Origin of the sequence: uncultured Deefgea sp., from assembly GCF_947072475.1 — a bacterium.
In the GTDB taxonomy this organism is placed as follows: domain Bacteria; phylum Pseudomonadota; class Gammaproteobacteria; order Burkholderiales; family Chitinibacteraceae; genus Deefgea.
In genome coordinates, this window is the sequence record NZ_CAMTIA010000041.1 from 1 (window position 1) to 22,116 (window position 22,116).

At 50.0% G+C, this 22,116-nt stretch carries 17 protein-coding genes; 4 read left to right on the forward strand and 13 right to left on the reverse strand.

The genetic code is table 11. The annotated features are described in order from the left end of the window. The 11 genes from Q0V82_RS12245 to Q0V82_RS12295 all read right to left on the reverse strand — a co-directional run. The coding region (locus Q0V82_RS12245) for a hypothetical protein (protein ID WP_297576126.1) at nucleotides 1–2,712 on the reverse strand (2,712 nt) is incomplete at its 3' end. Beyond that, entirely contained in the window at nucleotides 2,709–4,424 is a 1,716-nt protein-coding gene (locus Q0V82_RS12250; protein WP_297576128.1) for an autotransporter assembly complex family protein, read from the reverse strand. The genes Q0V82_RS12245 and Q0V82_RS12250, both read right to left, overlap by 4 nt. Nucleotides 4,425–5,164: 740 nt before the next feature. Further along, entirely contained in the window at nucleotides 5,165–5,731 is a 567-nt protein-coding gene (locus Q0V82_RS12255; RefSeq protein WP_297576129.1) for a chalcone isomerase family protein, read from the reverse strand. Between the two features lie 70 nt (nucleotides 5,732–5,801). After that, a complete protein-coding gene (locus Q0V82_RS12260; RefSeq protein WP_297576131.1) occupies nucleotides 5,802–7,004 on the reverse strand; it encodes an acetyl-CoA C-acyltransferase in 1,203 nt (400 codons plus the stop codon). Nucleotides 7,005–7,194: 190 nt separating this feature from the next. Continuing rightward, nucleotides 7,195–9,585: a 3-hydroxyacyl-CoA dehydrogenase/enoyl-CoA hydratase family protein gene (locus Q0V82_RS12265; RefSeq protein ID WP_297576133.1), complete on the reverse strand. Its 2,391-nt coding sequence runs from the start codon at nucleotides 9,583–9,585 to the stop codon at nucleotides 7,195–7,197. A gap of 87 nt (nucleotides 9,586–9,672) precedes the next feature. Continuing rightward, nucleotides 9,673–10,995 carry an OmpP1/FadL family transporter gene (locus Q0V82_RS12270; protein WP_297576134.1) on the reverse strand — a complete coding sequence of 441 codons (1,323 nt, stop codon included), beginning with the start codon at nucleotides 10,993–10,995 and terminating at the stop codon, nucleotides 9,673–9,675. 65 nt (nucleotides 10,996–11,060) lie between these two features. After that, nucleotides 11,061–13,517 carry an acyl-CoA dehydrogenase gene (locus Q0V82_RS12275; RefSeq protein WP_297576136.1) on the reverse strand — a complete coding sequence of 819 codons (2,457 nt, stop codon included), beginning with the start codon at nucleotides 13,515–13,517 and terminating at the stop codon, nucleotides 11,061–11,063. A 19-nt stretch (nucleotides 13,518–13,536) separates the two neighbouring features. Continuing rightward, complete coding sequence (locus Q0V82_RS12280) at nucleotides 13,537–14,181, reverse strand: TetR/AcrR family transcriptional regulator (RefSeq protein ID WP_297576138.1); 645 nt, start codon at nucleotides 14,179–14,181, stop codon at nucleotides 13,537–13,539. A gap of 109 nt (nucleotides 14,182–14,290) precedes the next feature. Then, nucleotides 14,291–15,106 carry a protein kinase gene (locus Q0V82_RS12285; RefSeq protein WP_297576140.1) on the reverse strand — a complete coding sequence of 272 codons (816 nt, stop codon included), beginning with the start codon at nucleotides 15,104–15,106 and terminating at the stop codon, nucleotides 14,291–14,293. After that, nucleotides 15,034–15,618, reverse strand: a complete 585-nt coding sequence (locus tag Q0V82_RS12290; protein ID WP_297576142.1) for a leucine-rich repeat domain-containing protein — start codon at nucleotides 15,616–15,618, stop codon at nucleotides 15,034–15,036. Before Q0V82_RS12290 ends, Q0V82_RS12285 begins: the two co-directional genes overlap by 73 nt. Beyond that, the gene (locus tag Q0V82_RS12295) at nucleotides 15,618–16,016 is read right to left on the reverse strand and encodes a YchJ family protein (protein ID WP_297576144.1); all 399 of its coding nucleotides are present in this window, start codon (nucleotides 16,014–16,016) and stop codon (nucleotides 15,618–15,620) included. Before Q0V82_RS12295 ends, Q0V82_RS12290 begins: the two co-directional genes overlap by 1 nt. Before the next feature lie 57 nt (nucleotides 16,017–16,073). Between Q0V82_RS12295 and Q0V82_RS12300 the strand changes: the two genes are divergently transcribed. Continuing rightward, nucleotides 16,074–16,757: an HAD family phosphatase gene (locus Q0V82_RS12300; protein ID WP_297576146.1), complete on the forward strand. Its 684-nt coding sequence runs from the start codon at nucleotides 16,074–16,076 to the stop codon at nucleotides 16,755–16,757. 122 nt (nucleotides 16,758–16,879) lie between these two features. Here the strand turns inward: Q0V82_RS12300 and dut are convergent, their stop codons facing one another. Beyond that, a complete protein-coding gene (gene dut, locus Q0V82_RS12305; protein ID WP_297576147.1) occupies nucleotides 16,880–17,329 on the reverse strand; it encodes a dUTP diphosphatase in 450 nt (149 codons plus the stop codon). Nucleotides 17,330–17,474: 145 nt separating this feature from the next. After that, nucleotides 17,475–18,668, reverse strand: a complete 1,194-nt coding sequence (gene coaBC / locus Q0V82_RS12310; RefSeq protein WP_297576148.1) for a bifunctional phosphopantothenoylcysteine decarboxylase/phosphopantothenate--cysteine ligase CoaBC — start codon at nucleotides 18,666–18,668, stop codon at nucleotides 17,475–17,477. A gap of 50 nt (nucleotides 18,669–18,718) precedes the next feature. Here coaBC and radC point away from each other — a divergent pair, with 50 nt between their 5' ends. From radC to Q0V82_RS12325, 3 genes are all read left to right on the forward strand, one after another. Further along, nucleotides 18,719–19,393 carry a DNA repair protein RadC gene (gene radC / locus Q0V82_RS12315; protein ID WP_297576149.1) on the forward strand — a complete coding sequence of 225 codons (675 nt, stop codon included), beginning with the start codon at nucleotides 18,719–18,721 and terminating at the stop codon, nucleotides 19,391–19,393. Between the two features lie 386 nt (nucleotides 19,394–19,779). Further along, nucleotides 19,780–21,021, forward strand: a complete 1,242-nt coding sequence (locus Q0V82_RS12320; RefSeq protein WP_297576150.1) for a branched-chain amino acid ABC transporter substrate-binding protein — start codon at nucleotides 19,780–19,782, stop codon at nucleotides 21,019–21,021. Between the two features lie 75 nt (nucleotides 21,022–21,096). Then, complete coding sequence (locus tag Q0V82_RS12325) at nucleotides 21,097–22,101, forward strand: GyrI-like domain-containing protein (protein ID WP_297576151.1); 1,005 nt, start codon at nucleotides 21,097–21,099, stop codon at nucleotides 22,099–22,101. Nucleotides 22,102–22,116: the final 15 nt, after the last annotated feature.

Below are 22,116 nucleotides of genomic sequence, written 5' to 3' on the forward strand. Positions count from 1 at the left end.
CCCCAGCGCGACGCGACTAACATCCAAATGCGCCCGCCCCCCCAGCACCACGCCATCCCCCACAAACGGCGAAAAGACTTTCAAATCCGGCAAATCGCCCACCAGCGCGACTTTCATCGCTTGCAACGCAGAAAGCTGCCACTGCGCCGCGTCAAGCACGCCGCTGGCGGTCAACCCCACCTTGCCATAGCGAGGACTGCTTAACTGGCCATTCACATTCAATTGATTTTGATTGATCGCCCCTTTGAGCGCCAAAGCATCTAACAAAAAGGGCCGCAGGCCATCATGACCTCGCCAAACCACATCCCCTTGCTGACGAGCTAGCTCAAAGCGGCCATTCACCGGCGCCGCAGGTGCCGACTGTGTTAAATCCCATTGCCCCGCCAAAATCAAATCGCTTTGCACGGCCGTATTGTCGAGTAATTCAAGCAGATCGCTCACTTGTAGCTGCTTAATCTGGCCTTGGGTATTGATCGCACCATTGCGCCAATCAAAACGGCCAATATCAATCACACTGCGCCCTACTTGCAAATTTGCGCCCAACACACGCAATTGATCGCTCGCCAGTGATAAAGACGCAGCGTTTTGCAATTGAAAAGGCAGCCACGCCGTTCCGTTCAAACGCTCAATTTGTCCTTGCCAAACTCGACTGGCATTCAAACCGCCTTTGAGTAACACATCCAAAGCCAGCGCATGCTGATCTTTGCTGCCTTTGGCGGTCAGCGTTACCGTGTGCTGGTCTTGACGCCCGTTGATTAACACATTGGCGTTGGCGATTTGCAGTCCGGGCATTGCCAACTGATTGATCGCCAAACGCAGCTCAATCGGCCCTTTTAAGTCGGACTGCACATTGGCGAACAAATCAGCACTGCCCACTTCCAGCGCCCACGGCGTATTGAGCTGTTTCACATTCAGTGTGCCTTGCACATTGGCTTGCTGCATTGAACCGGAGAGCAGACCTTTACCGGTCACCACGCCAGAGAAACCCTTGCCTAACACCTGTAACTCAGGAAAATCAATTTGATAATTTAACTGGTCGTTACTCTTGCCGAGTACACCATTCAAATCGAGGCGATTTTTACCCAAGGCCAACCACAGTTGCGGGATATTCAAACGATCGTTATCCAGTTTAAGCTGACCCGAGCCCGACAAAGCCTGCTGATTGTAAAGGCTATTTAACAGCTGATAGTCAACATCCAAACGCAGCGTTGGCTCAATCTGGCCACTGGCTTTAATTTGGCTATTAATTCGCCCTGCTGGCGATGCCGCAATATATTCGGCCGGATTAAATTGCTGCAATTGCGCGGTTAAAGCAAAATCATACGGCGCTTGTAAATTTAACTCCCCCTTGGCGGCCAATTGACTGCTACCACGCTGCAAATCCAATTGGCGCACCGCAATTCGCCGCTGCTCAGCCGGTTTTATCCAGCCTAAGTCGAGCTTGAGCGCGGTTTTTAAGCGCTGGTCTTTGATTTCACCTTGCACATCAGGCGCGCGCCAGGGGCCTTGGATGTGGATTTGCCCACTCATTTTGCTGGCCGCTTGCGGCGACCAAAACTGCGCCGGATCGATGTCTTGCAATGCCAGATTCAGATCGAGCACTTCATTGAGAATACCGCCTGTGGCGCTCAACCGCCCTTGCCCGCCAAATGCCATCGCCAACTGCTTGACCTGCAAATCATTACCGGTCAACTGTAATTGCGCTGTCAATGACGCTAACGGCAAACCGTGCTGATCTAAAGTCCCGAGCAGATGGTTTTTGAACTGCAAATTCATCGCCACGCCAGCCCCGTTCGACGCAACGTGTAAATTCGCGTCGATCTTGGCTTGAGGGGCGAGCGAACTCCACGCGGCCGGATTAAACTGCTTTAGCTCAATTTGGCCATGCTGCAAAATTTGATACGCATGCGCCGCAAACACATCGAGTTTAACGTCGACATTCGCCCGTACTGCCGCCGATTTTAAATCCGCCTTCACCGCCAACGCACGCAAATCACCCAGTACTTGTCCAACGGCGGTCAGGTCTTGCCCTTCAAGCTGTCCGGCCAAAACAAAAGAGCCGGCAGTGCGAAATGGCGATTTGCCCGATACATTCAGCGCAGCACTGAGCGTGCCTTGCGGGGCATGCAATTGGCTAATCGTAATGCGGTGTTCTTTGCCATTGCTATCAAATCCAGCTTGAATTTGCCGCAATATTGGCGCGCCGCTGATTTGCAACTGGGCAATCTGCAGTTCAAGGATTTGTAAACTGAGCGGTAAAGTGAAGCTTTCTGGCACCGGACTGGGCTTGGCCATTGGTGGAGAGGGTTTGGTTTCTACCTGCAAGATGCCCAAGCGCAACTCATTGATGTATAGCTTTCTAAGCAATAATGAATATGGGCTCCAGTCCAATACCCCGTGATCTAATTGAACTAAGGCGCTGGTGGTATCTACTTTTAAATTGCGAACTTCCAATCGCGACCAAAAAGAGCCCTGCAAAGATTGGATCGACACCATGCCGCTGCGATTAATCATTTCCACCAGCCGCGCTCGACCATAATCAGAATCCAGCGCAAACAGCAGCCCAGCACATAACGCGACCAGCAGCGTCATACTACCCAGCACGCTCCAAAAAACGCCGCGAACCACACGCCGAAATACACTTTTGACTGGTTTAGCTGCCGCCACCGGCACCGCCGTCGGCACTTCTTCAGGAATTAAATCGGGATTCAAAACGCAAGACCCATCGCAAATTGAAAGCGAAGTTGAGATTTATCGATACCATAGGCAATATCCGCGCCGATTTGACCGACTGGACTGAGCCAGCGCGCACCAATCCCCGTGCCACGGACTGGATTCAAAGTGCGCCAATCGGCGCCGGCACCACCATAATCATAAAAAATGGCTGCACGCCAATCTTTGTAAACCAAATGTTGATATTCAATCGACGACGTCGCCAACACGCGCCCTGGCGCAACCGCACCATCAATATCCACCCCTAAAGATTGGTAATCATAGCCGCGCACTGAGCCCATACCACCAGCGCGAAACAGCCACTCGGTCGGCACGCCAATCGCGCTGCTGGTAAAGGTTTGCCCCAGCTCCAAACGTAAAGCCAAGATGCCCTCTTGACCAATTTTGTTGTAATGAATGGCGTTACCATAAGCACGCACAAAACTCACATCACTGATCACCCGATCAGAAGCCCCGCCGATTTCGGTGTGCAATAAATAACCATTGCGTGGATCTTTTAAGCTATCCAAGTCGCGGATAATTGACTTGTAATTTAAGGTCAGTGAATGCGGGCGATCACTACTGCCATTGCTAATTTTTCGATACTCTGCCAAATACTGCAGTGAAATATAATGTTCTTGCTTACGTTCAATCCAATTGCGCGATACGCCGACCCGATAATTTTCGGACTGCAGGCCTTCAATATCGGAGCTGGCATAATTGATATAACCGTTATGCTCCCAGCCACTAGGCATTTTGGGAATGGCCACGGCAATATCAAACAGCTGTTCTTTTTGTTTGATTTCCAGCTTGGAATTAAAAATCCAGCCCCGATCAAACAGATTTAAATAGCGATAATCCACCCCGGCTTGCGCGCCCGTATTGGTGCTGTAACCCAAATTAGTAATGACTTTATTCAGTGGCGACTCTTGCACGTCAATCTGCACGGGTGCGATATAGGGCGGGCTCGACGGCAGCGAGACATCCACTAGCGCCGAGGCAAAATGCGGTAAATTTTGCAGTTCAGTTTGCAAATTGAGTAATTGACTACGCCGGTACGGTGCACCGGCTTGCAAATCGACTAAGTCACTGACGAGTTTTTCGGGGTAACGGCTCAAGCCATGAATCTGTACTGGGCCATACACATAGGCTGGGCCACTGTCCATCGAGATGTTCAATTGCGCCGTTTTTAATTCCGGATCAATGATGGCCTCACTCAAACTCATCACCGATGCCGGATAGTCGCGGGCCATAAACGACGCTAAAGTGCGTTTTTTTAAATCATCCCACTCATTTTGCGTAAATGCCTCGCCGATTAATTCATCGCGGCGCGTTTCAAAGCGTGACTTTAGCATGTCTAAACGCGGTAAATTCTCTAGCACCTCACCGGTGACGTTGAGTTTTGCATCATGAATAATCACCGGCTGGCCCAAATCGACCGTGATATAAACCACGGTTTTACCCTGCTCTACTTTCATTTCTGACACCGTTTTGGTGTTGAAATAACCTTCGGTGGCCAGCAGATCGGCGACTGATTTGGGCAAAAACTCTAAAGAACGGCTCAATTGCTCCGAAGAATTGCGTGGGCTGTCTTTTAGCTTAAAGACCTCAAGATATTGCTCCAGCAAACCCGCCACACTGGCGTCGGCCTTCAGCACCACACGATAAGAAAAAGGTGCTTCTGCTGCGACCAGCACAGAAGAAAAAGCCATTAAACCAGCGCCAAGCGCATAGAGGGGAGATGAATTGAACAAGACAAAACCATGATTCATGCAAAATGCTACTTTACCCAAACTCAAGCAAGTTAGCTGCATTATCGTGCGATAAACAAAAAAATCCCGACTTGTCCTGCGTAATAAAACACAAGTCAAAGCCGGGCACAGGAGGATGGAGTCGATAACGCAACTTTCGCTGCGGGTACTACGGTTACTACATGAAATCGGTGCTTAGCGCTGAATCAACTTCCAGCCATAAGACTTAACCAGCAATTGTTGCTGAAATTCAAAGTTTTTAATCATTTTGAGTAAGCCACGCATGGTGTTTCTCCTTAAGTTATCCGGTTGAGCCAACCGGCCTTGCTGTGTTTCTTTCGATGTACGTACTTTAACAAAACTACCCAGCCTGCGCAAGTCTTTTTGTACTTAAATTACGTACTTAGCTAACAATAACAGCAACTACAAGTACATAAATAAGGTTAAAAACGATTAATAACAAGCACCTAGCATGTAATAAACAAATACAGAATCATAAGTTAAATGTAGCATTACTACATTTAACTTGAAAAATATATTACAAACAAATAAAAATAAAGTAAGACTGAAGAAAAAGCCCCAGCCTAAATCAGGCTGGGGCTAGGTACTCCATGCTCGTTCTGGGCGACCGGCAATGCGGCCGATTACCCTCTTTTGCTCAGCAAGCCAATACCACGCGGCTCAACACCACGATCGGTTGTTTATGCTTTTAATAAGGCCGCCTTTAAACTCTCACTGACCGGTGATTTACCCAGCCAGATCGATAGCATCGCACTGGCAATCGCATCGCCAGTAATCATGCCGGCTACCTGACCGCGCACCACTACCTTGACGCCCTTGCCCGGCAAAAAATCCAACACAATCACATCGCCCTTATTGGCGACCTTAATATCCATAAAGATTTTCTCTAACTCAGCGACCTTAGGCGCTAGCGCTTTATATTGCGCGGCACTGAGATTGTCTTGCAAACCTTCGAGCAAAGCGCCGTATAAGGTCGCCGACTCGACATTGCGTAACATATCCAATTGAATCCGTCTTGGCGTGCTCGCATTGATAATGGCATTGGCGTCATTGCTTTTGGCTGCGGTATATAAAGCGGCCACATACACTTCAAAAACCATTTTTTTGCGAATACCGGCACCGTTTAACACCAAGGGCGATTCGGCCACGCTCACTTTCTCTGGCAGATTCACCCCCGCCATTTCCAGTGCATATGCAGAATTAACCAGTAACAGGGCCAAGGCCATTGCCGTGAGTTGTTTTTTCATTGCGTTCTCCAAAAAAAAGCCCGCATTCAACTCAGCGGGCTTTAGATAAATTGAATTTAAAATGAATCGCTTATAAAACTTGCAAAATACCAGCAGCACCCATACCGGTGCCGATACACATCGTCACCATGGCATAGCCTGATTTCCCTTGACCGCGCAGACCATGAATCGCCGTTGCGGCACGAATCGCACCCGTCGCGCCCAAAGGATGACCCAAAGCAATAGCGCCACCATGCGGATTGACAATCGACATATCCAAATTCAAATCGCGGCTCACGGCCAGCGCTTGCGCGGCAAACGCTTCATTGAGTTCAATCCAAGCCAAATCAGACAAATTCAAACCGGCTTGTTTTAACGCCGCTGGAATCGCCTCTTTCGGACCAATCCCCATAATCGCCGGCGGCACGCCTTTCACCGCAAACGATACGTATTTAGCCAATGGCGTGAGATTAAATTCTTTGAGGATTTTTTCTGAAACCAAAATCAAGGCCGCAGCACCGTCAGACATTTGCGAGCTATTACCTGCAGTCACACTGCCTTTGGCGGCAAATACGGTTTTCAGTTTAGCCAGACCTTCCAAGCTAGTGTCCGCGCGTGGGCCTTCATCATTGAGCAAGGTTTTGTTGATCAACTCCACTTCGCCGGTGGCTAAATTCGGAATGCGATACGTCACCTCAAGCGGGGCGATTTCAGCGCTAAATTTACCTTCGGCAATCGCCGCCAAAGCACGGCGGTGCGATTCAACGGCAAAAGCGTCTTGATCTTCACGACTCACCTGCCATTGCTGCGCCACTTTTTCCGCAGTCAAACCCATGCCGTAAGCAATGGCGACATTTTCATCGGTGTCAAAAATACTCGCACCCAAGGATAATTTATTGCCACCCATTGGCACCATCGACATCGACTCTGTACCCGCCGCGATCATCACATCGGCTTCGCCCAAACGAATTTTGTCCGCTGCGAGTGCTACGGCATTAATGCCTGACGAGCAAAAACGATTAATCGTAATACCGCCTACGGTATTAGGCAGTCCGGCCAGTAGCGCGCCAATCCGCGCCACATTCATCCCTTGCTCGCCTTCTGGCATGGCGCAACCGGCTACCACATCCGACACCAAAGCCGGATCGAGCGAGGGCACTTGCGCCATTGCCGCTTTCAATACATGCGCCAATAAATCATCCGGGCGAACACCCTTTAGCATGCCGCGCGGCGCTTTGCCCACTGGCGTGCGCACTGCGGCAACAATATAAGCTTCTTGAATCTGTTTGCTCATTTTGAATTCCTAAAATTTGGCAAAACCTGAATCCACCACCGGCATAACCGCTCTTTTGACCGTGGATTCACGTTTGGTTTTTAATTTGCGATCAGTTCAGTTCAGTTCGGCAACGGCCAGTCGTGAACCGTTCACGCACTGCGATCGCCTTGTCGTACCGGCACATGCGCTGTGCACGGTACGACAACGATCAATTTCTAAGTGGTTTATTAAATTCAATCATGTGCATGATTCGCTCTTGGGTTTTGCCTTTTTGCAGCAAGCCCATAAAGCGTTCACGCTCTAATTTCAAGATCCAATCTTCATCGACCAAGGTACCGGCATCGACATCACCACCGCAGACGATTTCGGCAATTTGCACGCCAATATGGAAGTCATACTTACTAATAAAGCCGCCTTCAAGCATATTGACCAATTGCGCACGAATGGTGGCTGCGCCAGAGCGACCGGCAACAGCGAAGGCTTTCGGACGTACCGGCGGACGGTAGCCGGTGGCCGCCATCGCAGTGACTTGCGCTTGCGCTACATACAGCAACTCATTGGCATTCATCACAATCACATCCGATTCTTTCAGGTAGCCAATTTGCTGACCTTCTTCGGCGCTGGTACCGACTTTGGCCATGGCCATTGCGAGGTAATAATCTTTGAGCACTTCCAAGATATTGCCGTTACGGGCTAAACGCGAAGCGCGCAGGGCAAATTCTTTACAACCACCACCGGCTGGCAACAAGCCCACGCCAACTTCAACCAAGCCGATATAGGTTTCAACATGCGCCACCACACGAGCGCAATGCATTAAGAATTCACAACCGCCACCAAAGGCATAGCCTTGCGCTGCGCCCACTACCGGTACTTTGGCGTATTTAATGGCTTGCGAGGTTTTTTGAAATTCAAACACCATCCGTTCCAGCGCAGCAAAATCGCCACTCATAAACGCCGGGCCCATACTCATCAAATCTGCACCGACTGAAAACGGTGCAGTAGAGTGCCAAATCACCAAACCGGGGTGGTATTGCTCCGCAATCTTGATGGACTCTTGGATACCGGCCAATACATTGGCACCCACGCAATGCGCCTTGGTTTTAAAGCTCAATACCGGCACGCCAGCCGTGGTTAAATTGCTCGGTGGCATCCACATCCGAACGCTGTCGTTTTCGTAAATGGTGTCACCAAAATCAGGCTCAGCTTCGCCCAACACGGTCGGTGGATAAAATTGACGCTCGTACACTGGCAAGGTTGAACGACCTACCAGCTCTTGCGTCACCGCACTGAATGAACCTGCTGGCGTATGCACGCCATCGCGCGCCATCACCCAAGCTGGCAATGGCGTGCTCGACAAGGTTTTGCCCGCAGCGATGTCTTCATTAATCGCGGCAGCAATGGTTTGCCAGCCAGCGGCTTGCCACATTTCGAACGGACCTTGCTCCCAGCCAAAGCCCCAACGGATGGCAAAATCAACATCGCGGGCATTGTCGGCAATGTGTTCCAGTTGCACGGCAATGTAATGCCAAACGTCCCGCAAGCAAGCCCACAAAAATTGCGCTTCTGGCAAGTTAGACGCGCGTAGCGACGCTACTTTGGCGGCAAAATCAGTGTTTTTCAGTAAAGCTTTCACTTCATCGGAAGCTTTTTGCCCACCAGCGACGTACTCACCGCTGCTCGGATCCAACATCAACACGTCTTTACCGACTTTCTTAAAAATACCTTGGCGGGTTTTTTGCCCTAAAGCGCCAGCCGCAATCAGTTGCTCTAGCCATTCTGGTGATTTAAACAAGGCATGCCATGGATCGGCCTGCAATGTATCGGTCATGGTTTTAACCACATGGGCAAAGGTATCCAAACCCACCACATCGGCGGTGCGGAATGTCGCTGATTTTGGCCGACCTAAACGTGGGCCGGTTAAATCATCGACCACGTCAAAACGAATGCCGAAGTTTTTAGCGTGCTCAATCGTCGCCAGCATCGAGAACACCCCGATACGATTGGCGATAAAATTCGGGCTATCTTTGGCGCGAACGACGCCTTTACCTAAGCGTAGCGTGAGGAATGTTTCTAGTGCATCCAGGGTATCGGCTTGGCAACCTTTAGTGGCGATGAGTTCAACCAGATACATATAGCGTGGCGGATTAAAGAAATGAATGCCGCAAAAACGAGATTGCAGCGCAGCCGGTACATTCGCCGCCAAAGCTTCAATCGATAAACCTGAGGTATTACTGGCTAAAATCGCATGCGCGGCCAAATGTGGCGCGATTTTGGCATATAAATCGGCCTTCCAATCCAAGCGCTCAGCAATGGCTTCAATCACCAAGTCGCAATCGGCTAATAAAGCCAAGTCGCTACCGTAGTTGGCTGGCACAATGCCATCAATCCGGCTGGCGGACATCAATGGCGCTGGTTTTAATTTTTTAAGATTATCTAAAGCTTTGAGTGAAATCGCATTGGGATTGCCCGTTGCTGCCGGCAAATCAAATAATACGGTATCAATTCCGGCATTAGAGAGATGCGCTGCAATTTGCGCACCCATCACACCTGCCCCTAAAACTGCCACTTTGCGAATTGGCATTGTCAAACTTACACTCATAATCACTCTCTTCGCAGGCCAGCCCTGCAGCTATTCGGTTAGATTTTCTTCTTGCGCCCAAAACTTATGCTTTGGGCGCAATCTGACTTAGAAACGATAGTTATATTGCATACTCAAGACCACCGCACTAACGCTGTAATTGCCGTTAATTGAGCCACCTAAGGCTTCACTTGGATCTAAAGCTTTACGATTAATGGTTGCACTTTTCAGATGAACATAAGTGCCCGCAAGGTCAATCGCGTTATTTTTGTCAATATTGTAACGCGCACCCAAGGCATACCAAATCCGGTCGCTATCGGGAATGCTGGCAATGCGCTCAGCGTCATTAGCTTCAGGTGATTGGTCATACGCTAAACCGGCACGGAAAGTCCAAGTTTGATTCGGAGTATAAATGCCACCCACTGAATAACGGCTGGTATCGCGCCAGCGGGTAACCGTCACTGAATCGGCATTACCCGGTGATTTGATGCGGATTTCGTCAAAGCGCGAGTGACCGGTCCAGGTGTAATCGGCCGTCATCGCCCACTGCGGCGTGAACTGGTGAAAACCATTGATCGAGAATGATTCTGGCGTTTCAACTGACAACGTTGCGTCGCGATTTTGTAACGACGCTGCTTTACCCAAGGTCGATTGCAATGCGCTCGGCACCTTAAAGGTTAAATCGCCCTCCAAGGTGTGTTTGATTCTTGAGCGATACGCCACCCCCACTCGGGTGTCCTCACTGATATTAAACAAAGCACCCAAGTTAAAGCCGTAACCAATGTCGTTACCTTTCACTTCCGACTCACCATCAAAGGCCGGATTACCAGCAAACGCTGGGTTTCTCGTTAGCGTACCTAAATCCAAAGCTTTGCTAATTTGACCATTAATATACTGCACACTGACACCGGCACCGAGGGCCACCGTGTCGTTCACTTTGTACGAGATCGAAGGATTAACATTAATCGTTTCAATCTTGCTTTCTAAAGCTTGATAGCGACCCACCCAGCCTGCCTCGTAATTGGTATGCGAGCCAAAGGGTACAAACACCCCAACCCCAACATTGATCTTGTCATTGACTTGGTAAGTGGCGTACATATGTGGCACGGCCGTCGTTGATCCAAAACCACCGCCATTACCACCCGTCACCGGTTTACCGCTGGCGGTGGTGGTTTTGATATTGGTGTACTCGCCATTTGGAATCACCACATTGAGCACGCCAGTCACTTGCGTACCTTCAAGACGGCTCATACCGGCTGGATTATAAAAAATGGTTGACGCGTCCATGACTTCGGCAGCACCGGAGTTGGCGACACCCTGATTACTCGCACTTTGGGTACCAAAATGGTAGCCCGAAGCCAAAACTGAGGCAGAGCTGAGAAACAAACTAGTTGCACCGATCACTTTCATTGAACGCACAAGCATCTTCATTTTTATATCTCCAAGGGTTTTATTGCACCACATACAATGTAAGCTTTTATTAGCTTACTCTTATATTACACAATTACTCGGTGAATAGCGTCAGGATCTGCATGCATTAACTGTGCATCAAAATCATCCACCATAATCACTTCCCGTTTAAGGCGACGAGCACGAATCACTTCAGCGTGTTCTTCTGCAGTAATCAATCCCTGACTCAAAGCTTCTTGTAAGCGAGTCTGGGCCACAATCGCTTTCAACTTGCCTTCTCGATGCGCACGGCGCAATTTGTTCTCAACGGCTTCGGTCGCAATCACCGCTTTCAATGCATGCTCCAAAACGCCAATCGAATCGGTTTCGTCACTAGAGCGGTACATAAATTGCACCAAGCGATCACGCGATGCAGAAGGCTCCATCAAGCTACGGGCAATCGCAGTACCGACGGTGTCTGCAGGCTGGCGCATAGTCATGCCGCAAGGGAATACCAACTTACGCACGCACCATGACAAGGCCCGATTCGGGTGATTGGCCAAAAAGCCATTCATCGCTTCCTGACAATCGTAGAGCGCAGTTTCTACCGCCCAACGTACCAATGGACGATCTTCTGTCGGTTGGCCATCGTCGTTAAATTTCTTTAATGCGGCAGTGGCGATGTATAAATTTGACAACATATCGCCCAAACGCGCTGATAGTTTCTCTTTAAATTTGAGGCTACCCCCTAGCGTTGCCATCCCCATATCGGCCAAGAAAGCAAATGCTGACGAGAAGCGAACGATGTCACGATAGTGCTGTGCGGTTGGGCCAGACACTGGCACGCTGACAAAGCGCGCACCGGTCAAACCTAACCAGCAGCTGCGTACCAAATTAGAGATTGCAAAACCAATGTGGCTGATTACGGCATCATCAAAAGCAGGTAAATCTTTATTCATTGCCGCTTTGAGTTCACGCAGTACAAACGGATGGCTACGGATTGCGCCTTGACCAAAGATAATCATGCTGCGCGTCAGAATATTGGCGCCTTCAACCGTAATGGCAACCGGTATAGCGTGGTAGCCCAGTGCCAGATAGTTACGTGGCCCAATACATACCGCTTTACCTGCATGCACATCCATCGCGTCATTGAGCGTTTTGCGCATTTTCTCAGTATTGTGATATTTCAAAATACCGGAAATCACCGATGGTTTTTCGCCCGAATCGAGCCCAGTCAACGCCAAACGTTGCGCGGCATCCATCTGATAGGTAAAGCCACCAATACGGCCCAGTGCTTCATCCACACCTTCAAAGCGACCAATCGACAAGCCAAACTGGCTACGAATACGAGCGTAAGCGCCAGTGGTATACGACGACAACATACCAGTGGCAACCGACATCGCTGGCAATGAAATGCAGCGGCCCACTGACAAGCACTCGACCAACATCTTCCAGCCTTTACCAACGTAATCTTGACCACCGATCACCCAATCCATCGGGATAAACACGTCCTTACCCCAGTTCGGGCCATTTTGGAAAGCGCTGGTACCTGGATAATGACGGCGACCGATTTCAACGCCTTTGTGCTCGGTTGGAATCAAAGCGCAAGTAATACCGATGTCTTCTTTGCTGCCCAAGAGGTGATCTGGATCGTAAAGCTTAAACGCCAAACCCAAGATGGTCGCGACTGGACCCAAGGTGATATAACGTTTTTCCCACGTTAAGCGAATACCAAGCACATTGTCATGGGCAATGCCAGTACGTGGATCGGTGTAGCTGCCGCGAGTCACGATACCAAAGTCAGGAATACCACCGGCGTCAGAGCCGGCTTCTGGGCTGGTCAAGGCAAAGCATGGAATCTCTTCACCGACGGCCAAGCGTGGCAAGTAATAATTCTTTTGGGCTTCAGTCCCATAATGCTGGAGTAGTTCACCCGGTCCGAGTGAATTAGGCACCATCACCGTTACCGCAGCCGAGCCCGAACGGGTGGCGATTTTAGTGACAACGCGAGCATGCGCATAATTACTAAATTCTTTACCGCCGAATTTCTTTTTGATAATCATGCCCAAAAAGCCATTTTTCTTAATGAAATCCCAAGCTTCTGGCGACAAGTCTTTGTCTTTTTGCGTGATTTCCCAATCATTGAGCATGGCGCACAAGGTTTCAGTCGGGCCGTTTAAAAACGCCTCTTCTTCAGCCGTTAGCGTTGGCTTGGCATACTGATGCAATTTGGCAAAATCAGGCTTGCCTGAGAACAAATCACGATCCCACCATACCGTACCGGCATCAACCGCTTCTTGCTCGGTTTGTGACATCGGCGGGGTAATTTTGCGGAAAATCCCAAACAAAGGCCCGGTAATTAAAACACGACGTATTGGCTTGAAGTTCAAGATAATCAACAGCGCGATCAAGATACCCAAGAAAATCGGGTTTAAATTTTGCTGATAAAAGGCATACCCCGCCCCGATCAAAATCAGCAAAGAACTCCACCACAGTGGCGCGCGGGAATAAGCAAGTACCCCGAGTAAGGCCACAACTGCAAAGATGCAGATAATAATTGACATGATTAACTCCAAGTGGCAACTAAACGGCAGCAGGACTATTTAAGCCTGCGGCAATGAAAGGCAATAACATCTGTGCAACTAACTGCGGATCACGGGCATTGACCAAAGACTGGGTCATAAATAAGCGCATCACATTATTGCCAGCGAATGCGTTAAACATGGCGCTGGTCATAAAGTGAAACCGCCAACTCACTTCTTGACTGGATAAATGCGGCAAAGCCTGCCCCAACGCCTCGAGATAGCGACGCGTTAGCTCGCCATAGCGTTGTGGCAATTTTTCTTTTAAGACGGGATTGGGTTCAACATAACTACGCGCTAGCAGCTTGACGAAAATCAGCCCGCCATGCGCCGGATTACTGCCCATTTCCATCGCGGCCGACACAAAAGCTTCGGCGACTTCGGTGGCGGTAAAGTTAGTTTTACTACGGGTGAGTTGATTGATTTTGTCGAGAGAAAGGCGCGCAAAAGGCTCGGCGCGGCGCTCAAAGACCGCTTGGAACAAGCCTTCTTTGGAACCGAAATAATAATTCACTGCCGCAATATTGACCTGTGCCGCGCCAGTGATTTGCCGCATCGACGTGCCGGAAAAACCATGTTCAACGAACAAGATTTCTGCGGCATTTAAGATGCGTAATGATGTTTCTAGTGCCTTCCCCGTTTCCATGCCAGACCCCATGTAATAACTTGACTTGCATCAACTTCAAACAACTGTTTGAAAATTAAATCTAGCCACTACATCTGTCAAGCCTGTCACAGCAATCTAGGGAAGATACCTAGTTGTTTTGCAAAATTCGCCACACTCCTTGCTGCAAATCAGCAAATGTCGTCTGCGTTGCACTCGCAGAATCAACACATCTTTTTTGCCAATGCAGCAAGTCAAGCCGCACATCGGCATGGTCATCTGGCCAATCGATTCGCGCTAATAATTCAGCCAATAAATGACCAAAGGCCCGCACTTCAATCCGCTCTAGCGCCGCAGCCCATGGCGCATCTGGCGAATAAAACGACGCCGCGCCAAAGTCACCTAAATAACTTCGGCCATCCGGATGATGCAAAATATTATGCGCATATAAATCACCGTGCAAAATGCCGCGCTGATGTAAATGCCGCGCGGCATCGGCGATGCCATGCGCCAGCAGCAAAGCTGAGCGCCAAGTCAACCGCAAGTCGCTGGCATACACATCGGCGATGCACGAACTTAAACTCGGTGGTGCGGCCAACACCGTAAATTCGGGCGCAATCAACGGCAACACCAAGCCATCCCCCGCAGGATGCCCTAACAATTGGGCATAAACGCCAATTAAATGCGGATGATCTCCTGCTGCGCGGCACGCCGCCATTTCTGTGTGCGGCCAACCGTCGCTGGTGACTGCACCTTTAAAAATCTTAATGGCGACATCACGCAGCTCTGAATGATGCCATTGCGCTTGATAGATGGTGCCCGACGCTCCTTCTCCGAGCTTTTGCCCTAGTGTCACGTCGGACGCATTAACCTTCACCACATCAGCGATCTGGTTTAGTTCGAACGCGGCATTGAATGGATTGCCCCCATCGCCAGCCACGCCAAGCGTGGCAACTGCAATAAGCACTCCGGAAACGCCGTCAGTTGATTGGCCGCCAGCCGAACTAAAGCCAATTGCTGGCAGTGCGCCAGTGCAGCGGGCAGTGCCGTCAAGCGATTGCCCGCCAACATCAGTTTTTGGAGTTGCTGACAGCGCCCGATCGAGCTAGGCAGTTCAGTCAGTTGATTGTCCGTTAAAATCAACCAGCGCAAATGCGGTGGAAATGCCTCATCATCGACATGCGCGATTTGATTGGATTTAAAGCCAATCATCGTCAGTGACGGGCATTGCCCCAATACTGCCGGGAGCTCAGTAAAGCGATTTTCAGAACAAAAAATCACTGCTAAATGCCGCAGCCTTGGTAAATCATCCGGCAAGCTCGATAACTGATTGCCCGATAGATTCAAGATTTTAAGGCTATCGGCTAAATCAAAAATCTCGCGCGGGAACTCAGTCAAACCACAACTAAGATCTAAGCGCGTACAGCCTTGCAAGGCACCGGCCTTTAATTGCGCCAAGGTATTCAAACCCGCGAGCATTAAATCACTTCACCATCAAGGTAAAACCAACGCCCGTCTTCGCGAACAAAGCGGCTATGCTCGCTCAAGCGGTACGCTACCGTGCCGACTTTATAGCGCGCGACAAAGCTCACTTCGCCGTCATCGTCTTGCTCAGCAGCAAAACTCACTTTCAAGCTTTGCCACTTTACCGCCGCATCTTCAGCCAGACCCAAATCATCCGGACGGGTTGAAGCATGCCACGTGGCATTTAAATAATCGCCCAATTCAAGCACATAGGCGCTGTAGCGCGAACGCATTAAGCTTTCGGGCGTTGGCGCAGCAAGGCCAGCATGATAGCGGCCACAGCAGCGGCCATAGGTTGCAGGTAAGCCACACGGGCAAATCGATTGGGCAGAAACGGTCATTTTCAGAGTCATAAATCAATTCAAGGCGAGTAAACTGGCGTATTGTTGAAATAAATCGAAAATAAGGCAATGAAAATAAACACCAACCCCAATAAAATTGCGGCGGCCATCTTTGATATGGACGGTTTATTGATTGATAGTGAGCGCATGGCCTTAAGTTGCTGGCATGATGCCGCAGAACAATTGGGCCACGCTATTGCCGCCGAGATTCCATTGGGCATGATTGGCATGCACTCATCTAAAACCGAAGCGTATTTGCACGATGCACTCGGGGCTCATTTTCCAGTAGCCCAATTGCGCGCGGCAACGCATGAAATCTACCTCGCCCGCAGTCATGAAACGATCAATTTGCGGCCTGGTGTGATCGAATTACTCGATTATTTAAAACACAGCGCCATTCCCTGCGCGGTTGCTACCTCAACGAAACGCGCCATGGCCAATCATCACCTCAGCATCAGCGGTTTATGGCCTTATTTTCAATTTGCCGTTTGCGGCGATGAAATCACGCATCCCAAACCTGCCCCCGATATTTACCTCAAAGTGATCGGCCAACTGGGGGTACCAGCGGCCCATTGCGTGGTGTTTGAAGATTCTAATTTTGGCGCACAAGCTGGTCACGCCGCTGGCTGCCGCGTGATCATGGTGCCCGATCTACTCCCAGCGAGCGCGCAAACCCAAGCACTGGGTATTGAAATGGTAGATTCACTACGGACCGCCAAGCAAATACTCGAACAAAGCCAAGCCCAGCGATAAAGCAAAAAAAATCGCACCGAAACCACGGTGCGATTTTTAAGGTAGGTATTGGCTTCAAAGCCATTTTAAATATGCGCTATAGAGACATACCCAACCATAGCCGCTTTTAAATCCAGCGGCGCTTAATGCTTTCCAGTACTACCAAAGCCGCCTTCGCCGCGATCACTAGCCGCAAATTCATCAACGATATTAAAGCCCACTTGCACCACCGGCACGATGACCAATTGCGCGATGCGCTCTAAAGGTTGGATCGTAAATGTGGTATTGCCTCGATTCCAAACCGACACAAAAATTTTCCCTTGGTAATCAGAATCAATCAAGCCCACCAAATTACCCAACACGATGCCATGCTTATGCCCCAAGCCGGAGCGCGGCAAAATCATCGCTGCCAAACCTGGGTTATCCAAATGCAAAGCCATACCCGTTGGCACCAAGGTGGTTGCGCCGGGCGCTAATTCGATCGGCGCAGTCAAACAAGCGCGCAAATCCAATCCTGCGGCACCTGCTGTGGCATAGGCCGGCAAATTATCTTTTAAGCGTTCGTCTAAAATTTTTACATCGATCGTGGTCATAGTGTTTCCTAAAAACATTTAAATTAAATAATGACCTAGGGTCTGTTGGCATCTGACTGAGCAAAGCCAGCAAACCCTGAGTCGATTGAGCCAAATGGGTGACAAGCGCCCAACTGAGTCAATTTTAAGCCGGTAAAACCCGTTTTTATTTTTCTAATTGCGCTGCGTCGTACAAACGGGCGATATGCGCGATCAGTTTGCGCGCAATATCGATTTTAGGTGCGCGCGCTAAACGCGTCTCACCGCTGTCATCGAGCAGCACAATTTCATTATCATCTTGCCCCATCGCCGTCTGCACTAAATTGGCGGCCAATAATGGCAGTTTTTTACGTTTACGTTTGGCTTCGGCGTATTCCAAGAGGTTTTCTGATTCAGCGGCAAAACCGACGCAAAATGGCGGATTGGCTTTGGCGGTTATATTGGCCAAGATGTCCGGATTGGGAGCGAGCTCTAGCGTCAAAATATGTGCGTCTTTTTTAATTTTTTGTTCCGACGGATTGAGCACGTAATAATCGGCCACAGCGGCAACGGCAATAAAGATATCTGCCGCAGCCACTTCAGCCTCAACCGCAGTGAGCATTTGCTGCGCGCTCAACACATTAATGCGCCGCGTACCGATCGGTGTTGGCAACGCCGTTTCACCCGACACCAACACCACCTCAGCGCCCGCCTCATACGCCGCGCGCGCAATTGCGTAGCCCATTTTACCTGAGCTGCTATTGGTAATGCCGCGCACCGCGTCAATGCGCTCAAAAGTGGGGCCTGCGGTGAGTAGCACCCGTTTACCGAGTAAGCGTTTGGGCTGCAAACTCGCTTCAAACAATTCAAAAATGTGCGCCGCTTCTAGCATCCGGCCATCCCCCACCTCGCCGCACGCTTGCTCACCGGAGCCTGGGCCCAAGATCGCCACGCCATCGGCACGCAATTGCGCCACATTGCGCTGATTGGGGGCGTTTTCCCACATTTGCTTATTCATTGCCGGTGCCACGAGCAAGGGGCAAGTTCGCGCCGCGACCAAGGTCGACAATAAATCATCACAATGCCCTTGCGCGATCTTGGCCAACATATCGGCCGATGCCGGCGCAATCAACACCGCCGCCGCGCCACGCGTTAAATCAATGTGCGCCATATTATTGGGCATGCGCGCATCCCACTGATCCACAAACACCGGATGGCCTGACAACGCCTGAAATGTCACAGCGCCAACAAAATGCGTTGCCGCCTCGGTCATCACCACGTGAACTTGATAACCGGCCTTGACCAATAGCCGGGTTAATTCAGCCGATTTATACGCGGCAACGCCGCCGGTAATGCCCAATACGATTTTTTTATGACTCACAGTGTAAGCCTCTGCTATAGCGAATATCCGAAGTTTACCAAGAAACGTCGATGTCGATCACCGATTGGCCTGCAGATTCTCGTCCACGGGAAAAATTACTCCGCCAAGGCGCGGGCGCACTCAATGACGCCGAATTACTGGCGATTTTTTTACGCGTCGGTATTACCGGCAAAAGCGCCGTCGATTTAGCCCGCGATTTGCTGCAGCATTTCGGCTCATTACAAGCTTTATTTCAAGCCAAGCTCGACGATTTTGCGCATATCAACGGCATTGGTGATGCCAAATATGCTCAATTGCAAGCGGTGCTCGAAATGAGTCGCCGCGCGCTGTGCGAAGAACTCAAAGCGCGCGATACGCTGAGCAGCCCCAGTGCGGTGCGGGATTTTTTAAAGCTGCGGCTGCGCGGTTTAAAGCATGAAGAATTTCATGGTTTATTTTTAGATAACAGCCACAAGCTGATTGCCGCTGAGACTTTATTTAAAGGCACGCTCAGCGAAACCCGCGTTTACCCCCGAGAGCTGGCGCGGCGCGCATTAGAGCTCAATGCTGCGGCGCTGATCGTCGCGCACAATCACCCTTCAGGGCATGCCGAACCATCGCCAGCGGATATTTTACTCACCAGCCAATTGCAACACGCTTTAGCGCTGCTGGACATCAAACTACTCGATCACTTTATCGTCGCCGCCCACCGCGTAGTGTCCTTGGCTGAACTCGGCCATTTATAATGCACACGCGGTAACGCCAAGCCATCAGCAGCGCTTCGTCGCAAAAATGCAACATGCATTCAAACAATCATTTTAAAAATAAACGTCAATCCCGCCCCCAAAGCGCACACCCCAAAGCCCTGAAATCCATCACCCGCGCCACGGCTCAAAACAGCGTAGAACATGGCTATCTGCCGCATTTCTTTCAGTTAACAAACAAATCAGCAATGATTGGCTCATGCATTAGCAACTGTCACGCCTACAATATGTAAGAACTGTTGCGGTCTAGATACAGGAAAACACTGATTTCTAGTCACTGATTGCGAAAGCAAGATTGATTGCCTTTAAATGGCAATAGTACCAAAACAACCGTAATTAATAACAACACCCAATATCGGAGATTCACGATGACCATCGCTCGCCTCAGCCTCATCGCTGCCGCCATTTTGTCGATTACTGCTTGTGGTAAACAGCAATCGGCCGACACCGCCAGCGCCCCTGCTTCTGCACCCGTTACGGTTGAAGTGGTGACCGACATCATCAAAATTGGTCAAGCCTCGCCAATGACCGGCAATATCGCCCACTTGGGTAAAGACAACGAACATGGCGTACAAATGGCCATCGACGAAATCAACGCCGCTGGCGGTGTGGATATCGCTGGCAAAAAAATGAAAATCGAATTGGTGTCCGAAGACGACCAAGCCGACCCGAAAACGGCCACCACCGTCGCACAGCGCTTTGTTGACCAAAAAGTCAGCGGCGTGATCGGTCACTTGAACTCAGGCACGACCATTCCAGCGTCAAAAATCTATAACGACGCCGGCATCGTACAAATCTCGCCATCATCGACTGCTGTTGCTTACACTGCACAAGGCTTCCCAACTGCATTTCGCGTAATGGCCAATGATGCACAGCAAGGTGTGGTACTCGGTGACTTTGCAGTTAAAAAACTCAAAGCCAAAAAAATCGCCATCATTGACGATCGCACTGCCTACGGCCAAGGTTTAGCCGACGAATTTGAAAAAGCCGCTAAAGCCGCTGGCGCTGAAATCGTGAAACGTGAATTCACCACCAACCAAGAAACAGACTTCAACGCCATTCTGACTAACATCAAAGGCGCGAAACCTGATTTGATTTTCTACGGTGGCATGGACGCACAAGCCGCACCGTTGAAAAAACAAAGCAAAAAACTCGGTATCCCCGCCACCGTAATGAGTGCTGACGGCACCCAAACTGGCGAATTTATCAAACTAGCTGGCGTGGATGCTGAAGGCACTTACGCCTCTAGCCCAGGCAAATCACTGGATGACATGCCAGGCGGTAAAGAATTTAAAGAAAAATTCAAAAATAAATTTGGCATAGAAGTTCAGCTTTACGCCCCATATTGCTACGACGCCACCAAAATGATGGTCGCTGCAATGCAAAAAGCCGGTTCTGCCAATCCAGCGAAATACTTGCCAGTGCTAAAAACCATGGAATACCCAGGCTTGACGAGCACCATCGCTTTTGACGAAAAAGGCGACGTTAAAAATGGTGCCATCGGCGTTTATGTGGTTAAAAACGGCAAATGGGAAATCGTTGAAGTCGTCGGCGGCGCCCCAGCTGCAGCGGCATCTGCTACGGCATCGGCCCCAGCACCTGCTAAATAATTAGCCTCACTTAAAAAAAGGGAAGCATCCGCTTCCCTTTTTTTTTTCACCCCCCAAAAACTGTCATCGCCAACTATGGACGACTACGTCAAGCGCATTCATTTAGCTCTGCAATACATTCACCGCCACTTTGACCAACACATTGTCCTCGCTGATTTAGCCCAAGCCGCGCATTTTTCACCCTATCATTTTCACCGCGTATTCACGGCGATTCAGCACGAGACGCCGAATGATTATCTACGGCGCATCCGCATTGAGCGTGCAGCGAATTTACTTTTGATTTACCCACCCTTCCCCATGCAGCAAATAGCGCTTGATTGTGGTTTTAAATTCCAAGCTTTGTTTTGCCGCGCATTTCGTAGTCACTTTGGCATGACGGCCAGCGACTGGCGTAAAGGCGAGCAATGGACTTTAGACGGCTTAAGCTATAACTGGCGTCAGCAATCTCAAAGAAATAATGAAAACATCTTGCAAGATAGCAAGAATTGCAAAGTATCCCATTCAGATAAACCCATAGAATCAATACCCGACACACCACTGCAAGTCTCACTGGAAGCAGCCAGAAACGGCGAATTACCACAGCAAATTTCAGCGCTCAAATTTGAAAAAATGCCGAGTTATCGTTGGGTGTATTTTTGGCAGAATGGTGTTGAACTAGAACAAATGTTTACGCTCTGGCAACGCGTCGCCCGCTGGGGACAAGCGCATGGATTAACCAACGCCAATAGCCGCTTAGTTTCGCGGATGATCGACAACCCAAACGTGACCGATCATCAGCGTTGCGCTTATGCCGTTGGCTTGATGGTCGATGCCGACTTTAAAGCCGAACGCAATATGCTCGTCGCCGAGCTTGCAGCGGGGCAGTATTTAGTCGTCGACTTTTGCGGCACCGTCACCGACTCAATGATTCTGGCCGAGTACGTATTTGGCTACTACTTGCCATGCAGCAAATGGGAATTGGACGAAAAACGCCCCGGCCATACGCTAGGGCCAATCAAAGACCCACAAGAGACACTGCTGGCAACGACAAAATTTACTTATCAGCTCTGTGTACCGGTAAAGCAACGGCGGGCTAAATAACCCGACGTATTTAAC

What these genes read in the sequence shown, in the direction of transcription:
- Q0V82_RS12250 (WP_297576128.1), bottom strand. Translation starts at nt 4,424, where the DNA reads ATGGCTTTTTCTTCTGTGCTGGTCGCAGCAGAAGCACCTTTTTCTTAT.
- Q0V82_RS12255 (WP_297576129.1), bottom strand. Translation starts at nt 5,731, where the DNA reads ATGAAAAAACAACTCACGGCAATGGCCTTGGCCCTGTTACTGGTTAAT.
- Q0V82_RS12260 (WP_297576131.1), bottom strand. Translation starts at nt 7,004, where the DNA reads ATGAGCAAACAGATTCAAGAAGCTTATATTGTTGCCGCAGTGCGCACG.
- Q0V82_RS12265 (WP_297576133.1), bottom strand. Translation starts at nt 9,585, where the DNA reads ATGAGTGTAAGTTTGACAATGCCAATTCGCAAAGTGGCAGTTTTAGGG.
- Q0V82_RS12270 (WP_297576134.1), bottom strand. Translation starts at nt 10,995, where the DNA reads ATGAAGATGCTTGTGCGTTCAATGAAAGTGATCGGTGCAACTAGTTTG.
- Q0V82_RS12275 (WP_297576136.1), bottom strand. Translation starts at nt 13,517, where the DNA reads ATGTCAATTATTATCTGCATCTTTGCAGTTGTGGCCTTACTCGGGGTA.
- Q0V82_RS12280 (WP_297576138.1), bottom strand. Translation starts at nt 14,181, where the DNA reads ATGGAAACGGGGAAGGCACTAGAAACATCATTACGCATCTTAAATGCC.
- Q0V82_RS12290 (WP_297576142.1), bottom strand. Translation starts at nt 15,618, where the DNA reads ATGCTCGCGGGTTTGAATACCTTGGCGCAATTAAAGGCCGGTGCCTTG.
- Q0V82_RS12295 (WP_297576144.1), bottom strand. Translation starts at nt 16,016, where the DNA reads ATGACTCTGAAAATGACCGTTTCTGCCCAATCGATTTGCCCGTGTGGC.
- Q0V82_RS12300 (WP_297576146.1), top strand. Translation starts at nt 16,074, where the DNA reads ATGAAAATAAACACCAACCCCAATAAAATTGCGGCGGCCATCTTTGAT.
- dut (WP_297576147.1), bottom strand. Translation starts at nt 17,329, where the DNA reads ATGACCACGATCGATGTAAAAATTTTAGACGAACGCTTAAAAGATAAT.
- radC (WP_297576149.1), top strand. Translation starts at nt 18,719, where the DNA reads ATGTCGATCACCGATTGGCCTGCAGATTCTCGTCCACGGGAAAAATTA.
- Q0V82_RS12320 (WP_297576150.1), top strand. Translation starts at nt 19,780, where the DNA reads ATGACCATCGCTCGCCTCAGCCTCATCGCTGCCGCCATTTTGTCGATT.
- Q0V82_RS12325 (WP_297576151.1), top strand. Translation starts at nt 21,097, where the DNA reads ATGGACGACTACGTCAAGCGCATTCATTTAGCTCTGCAATACATTCAC.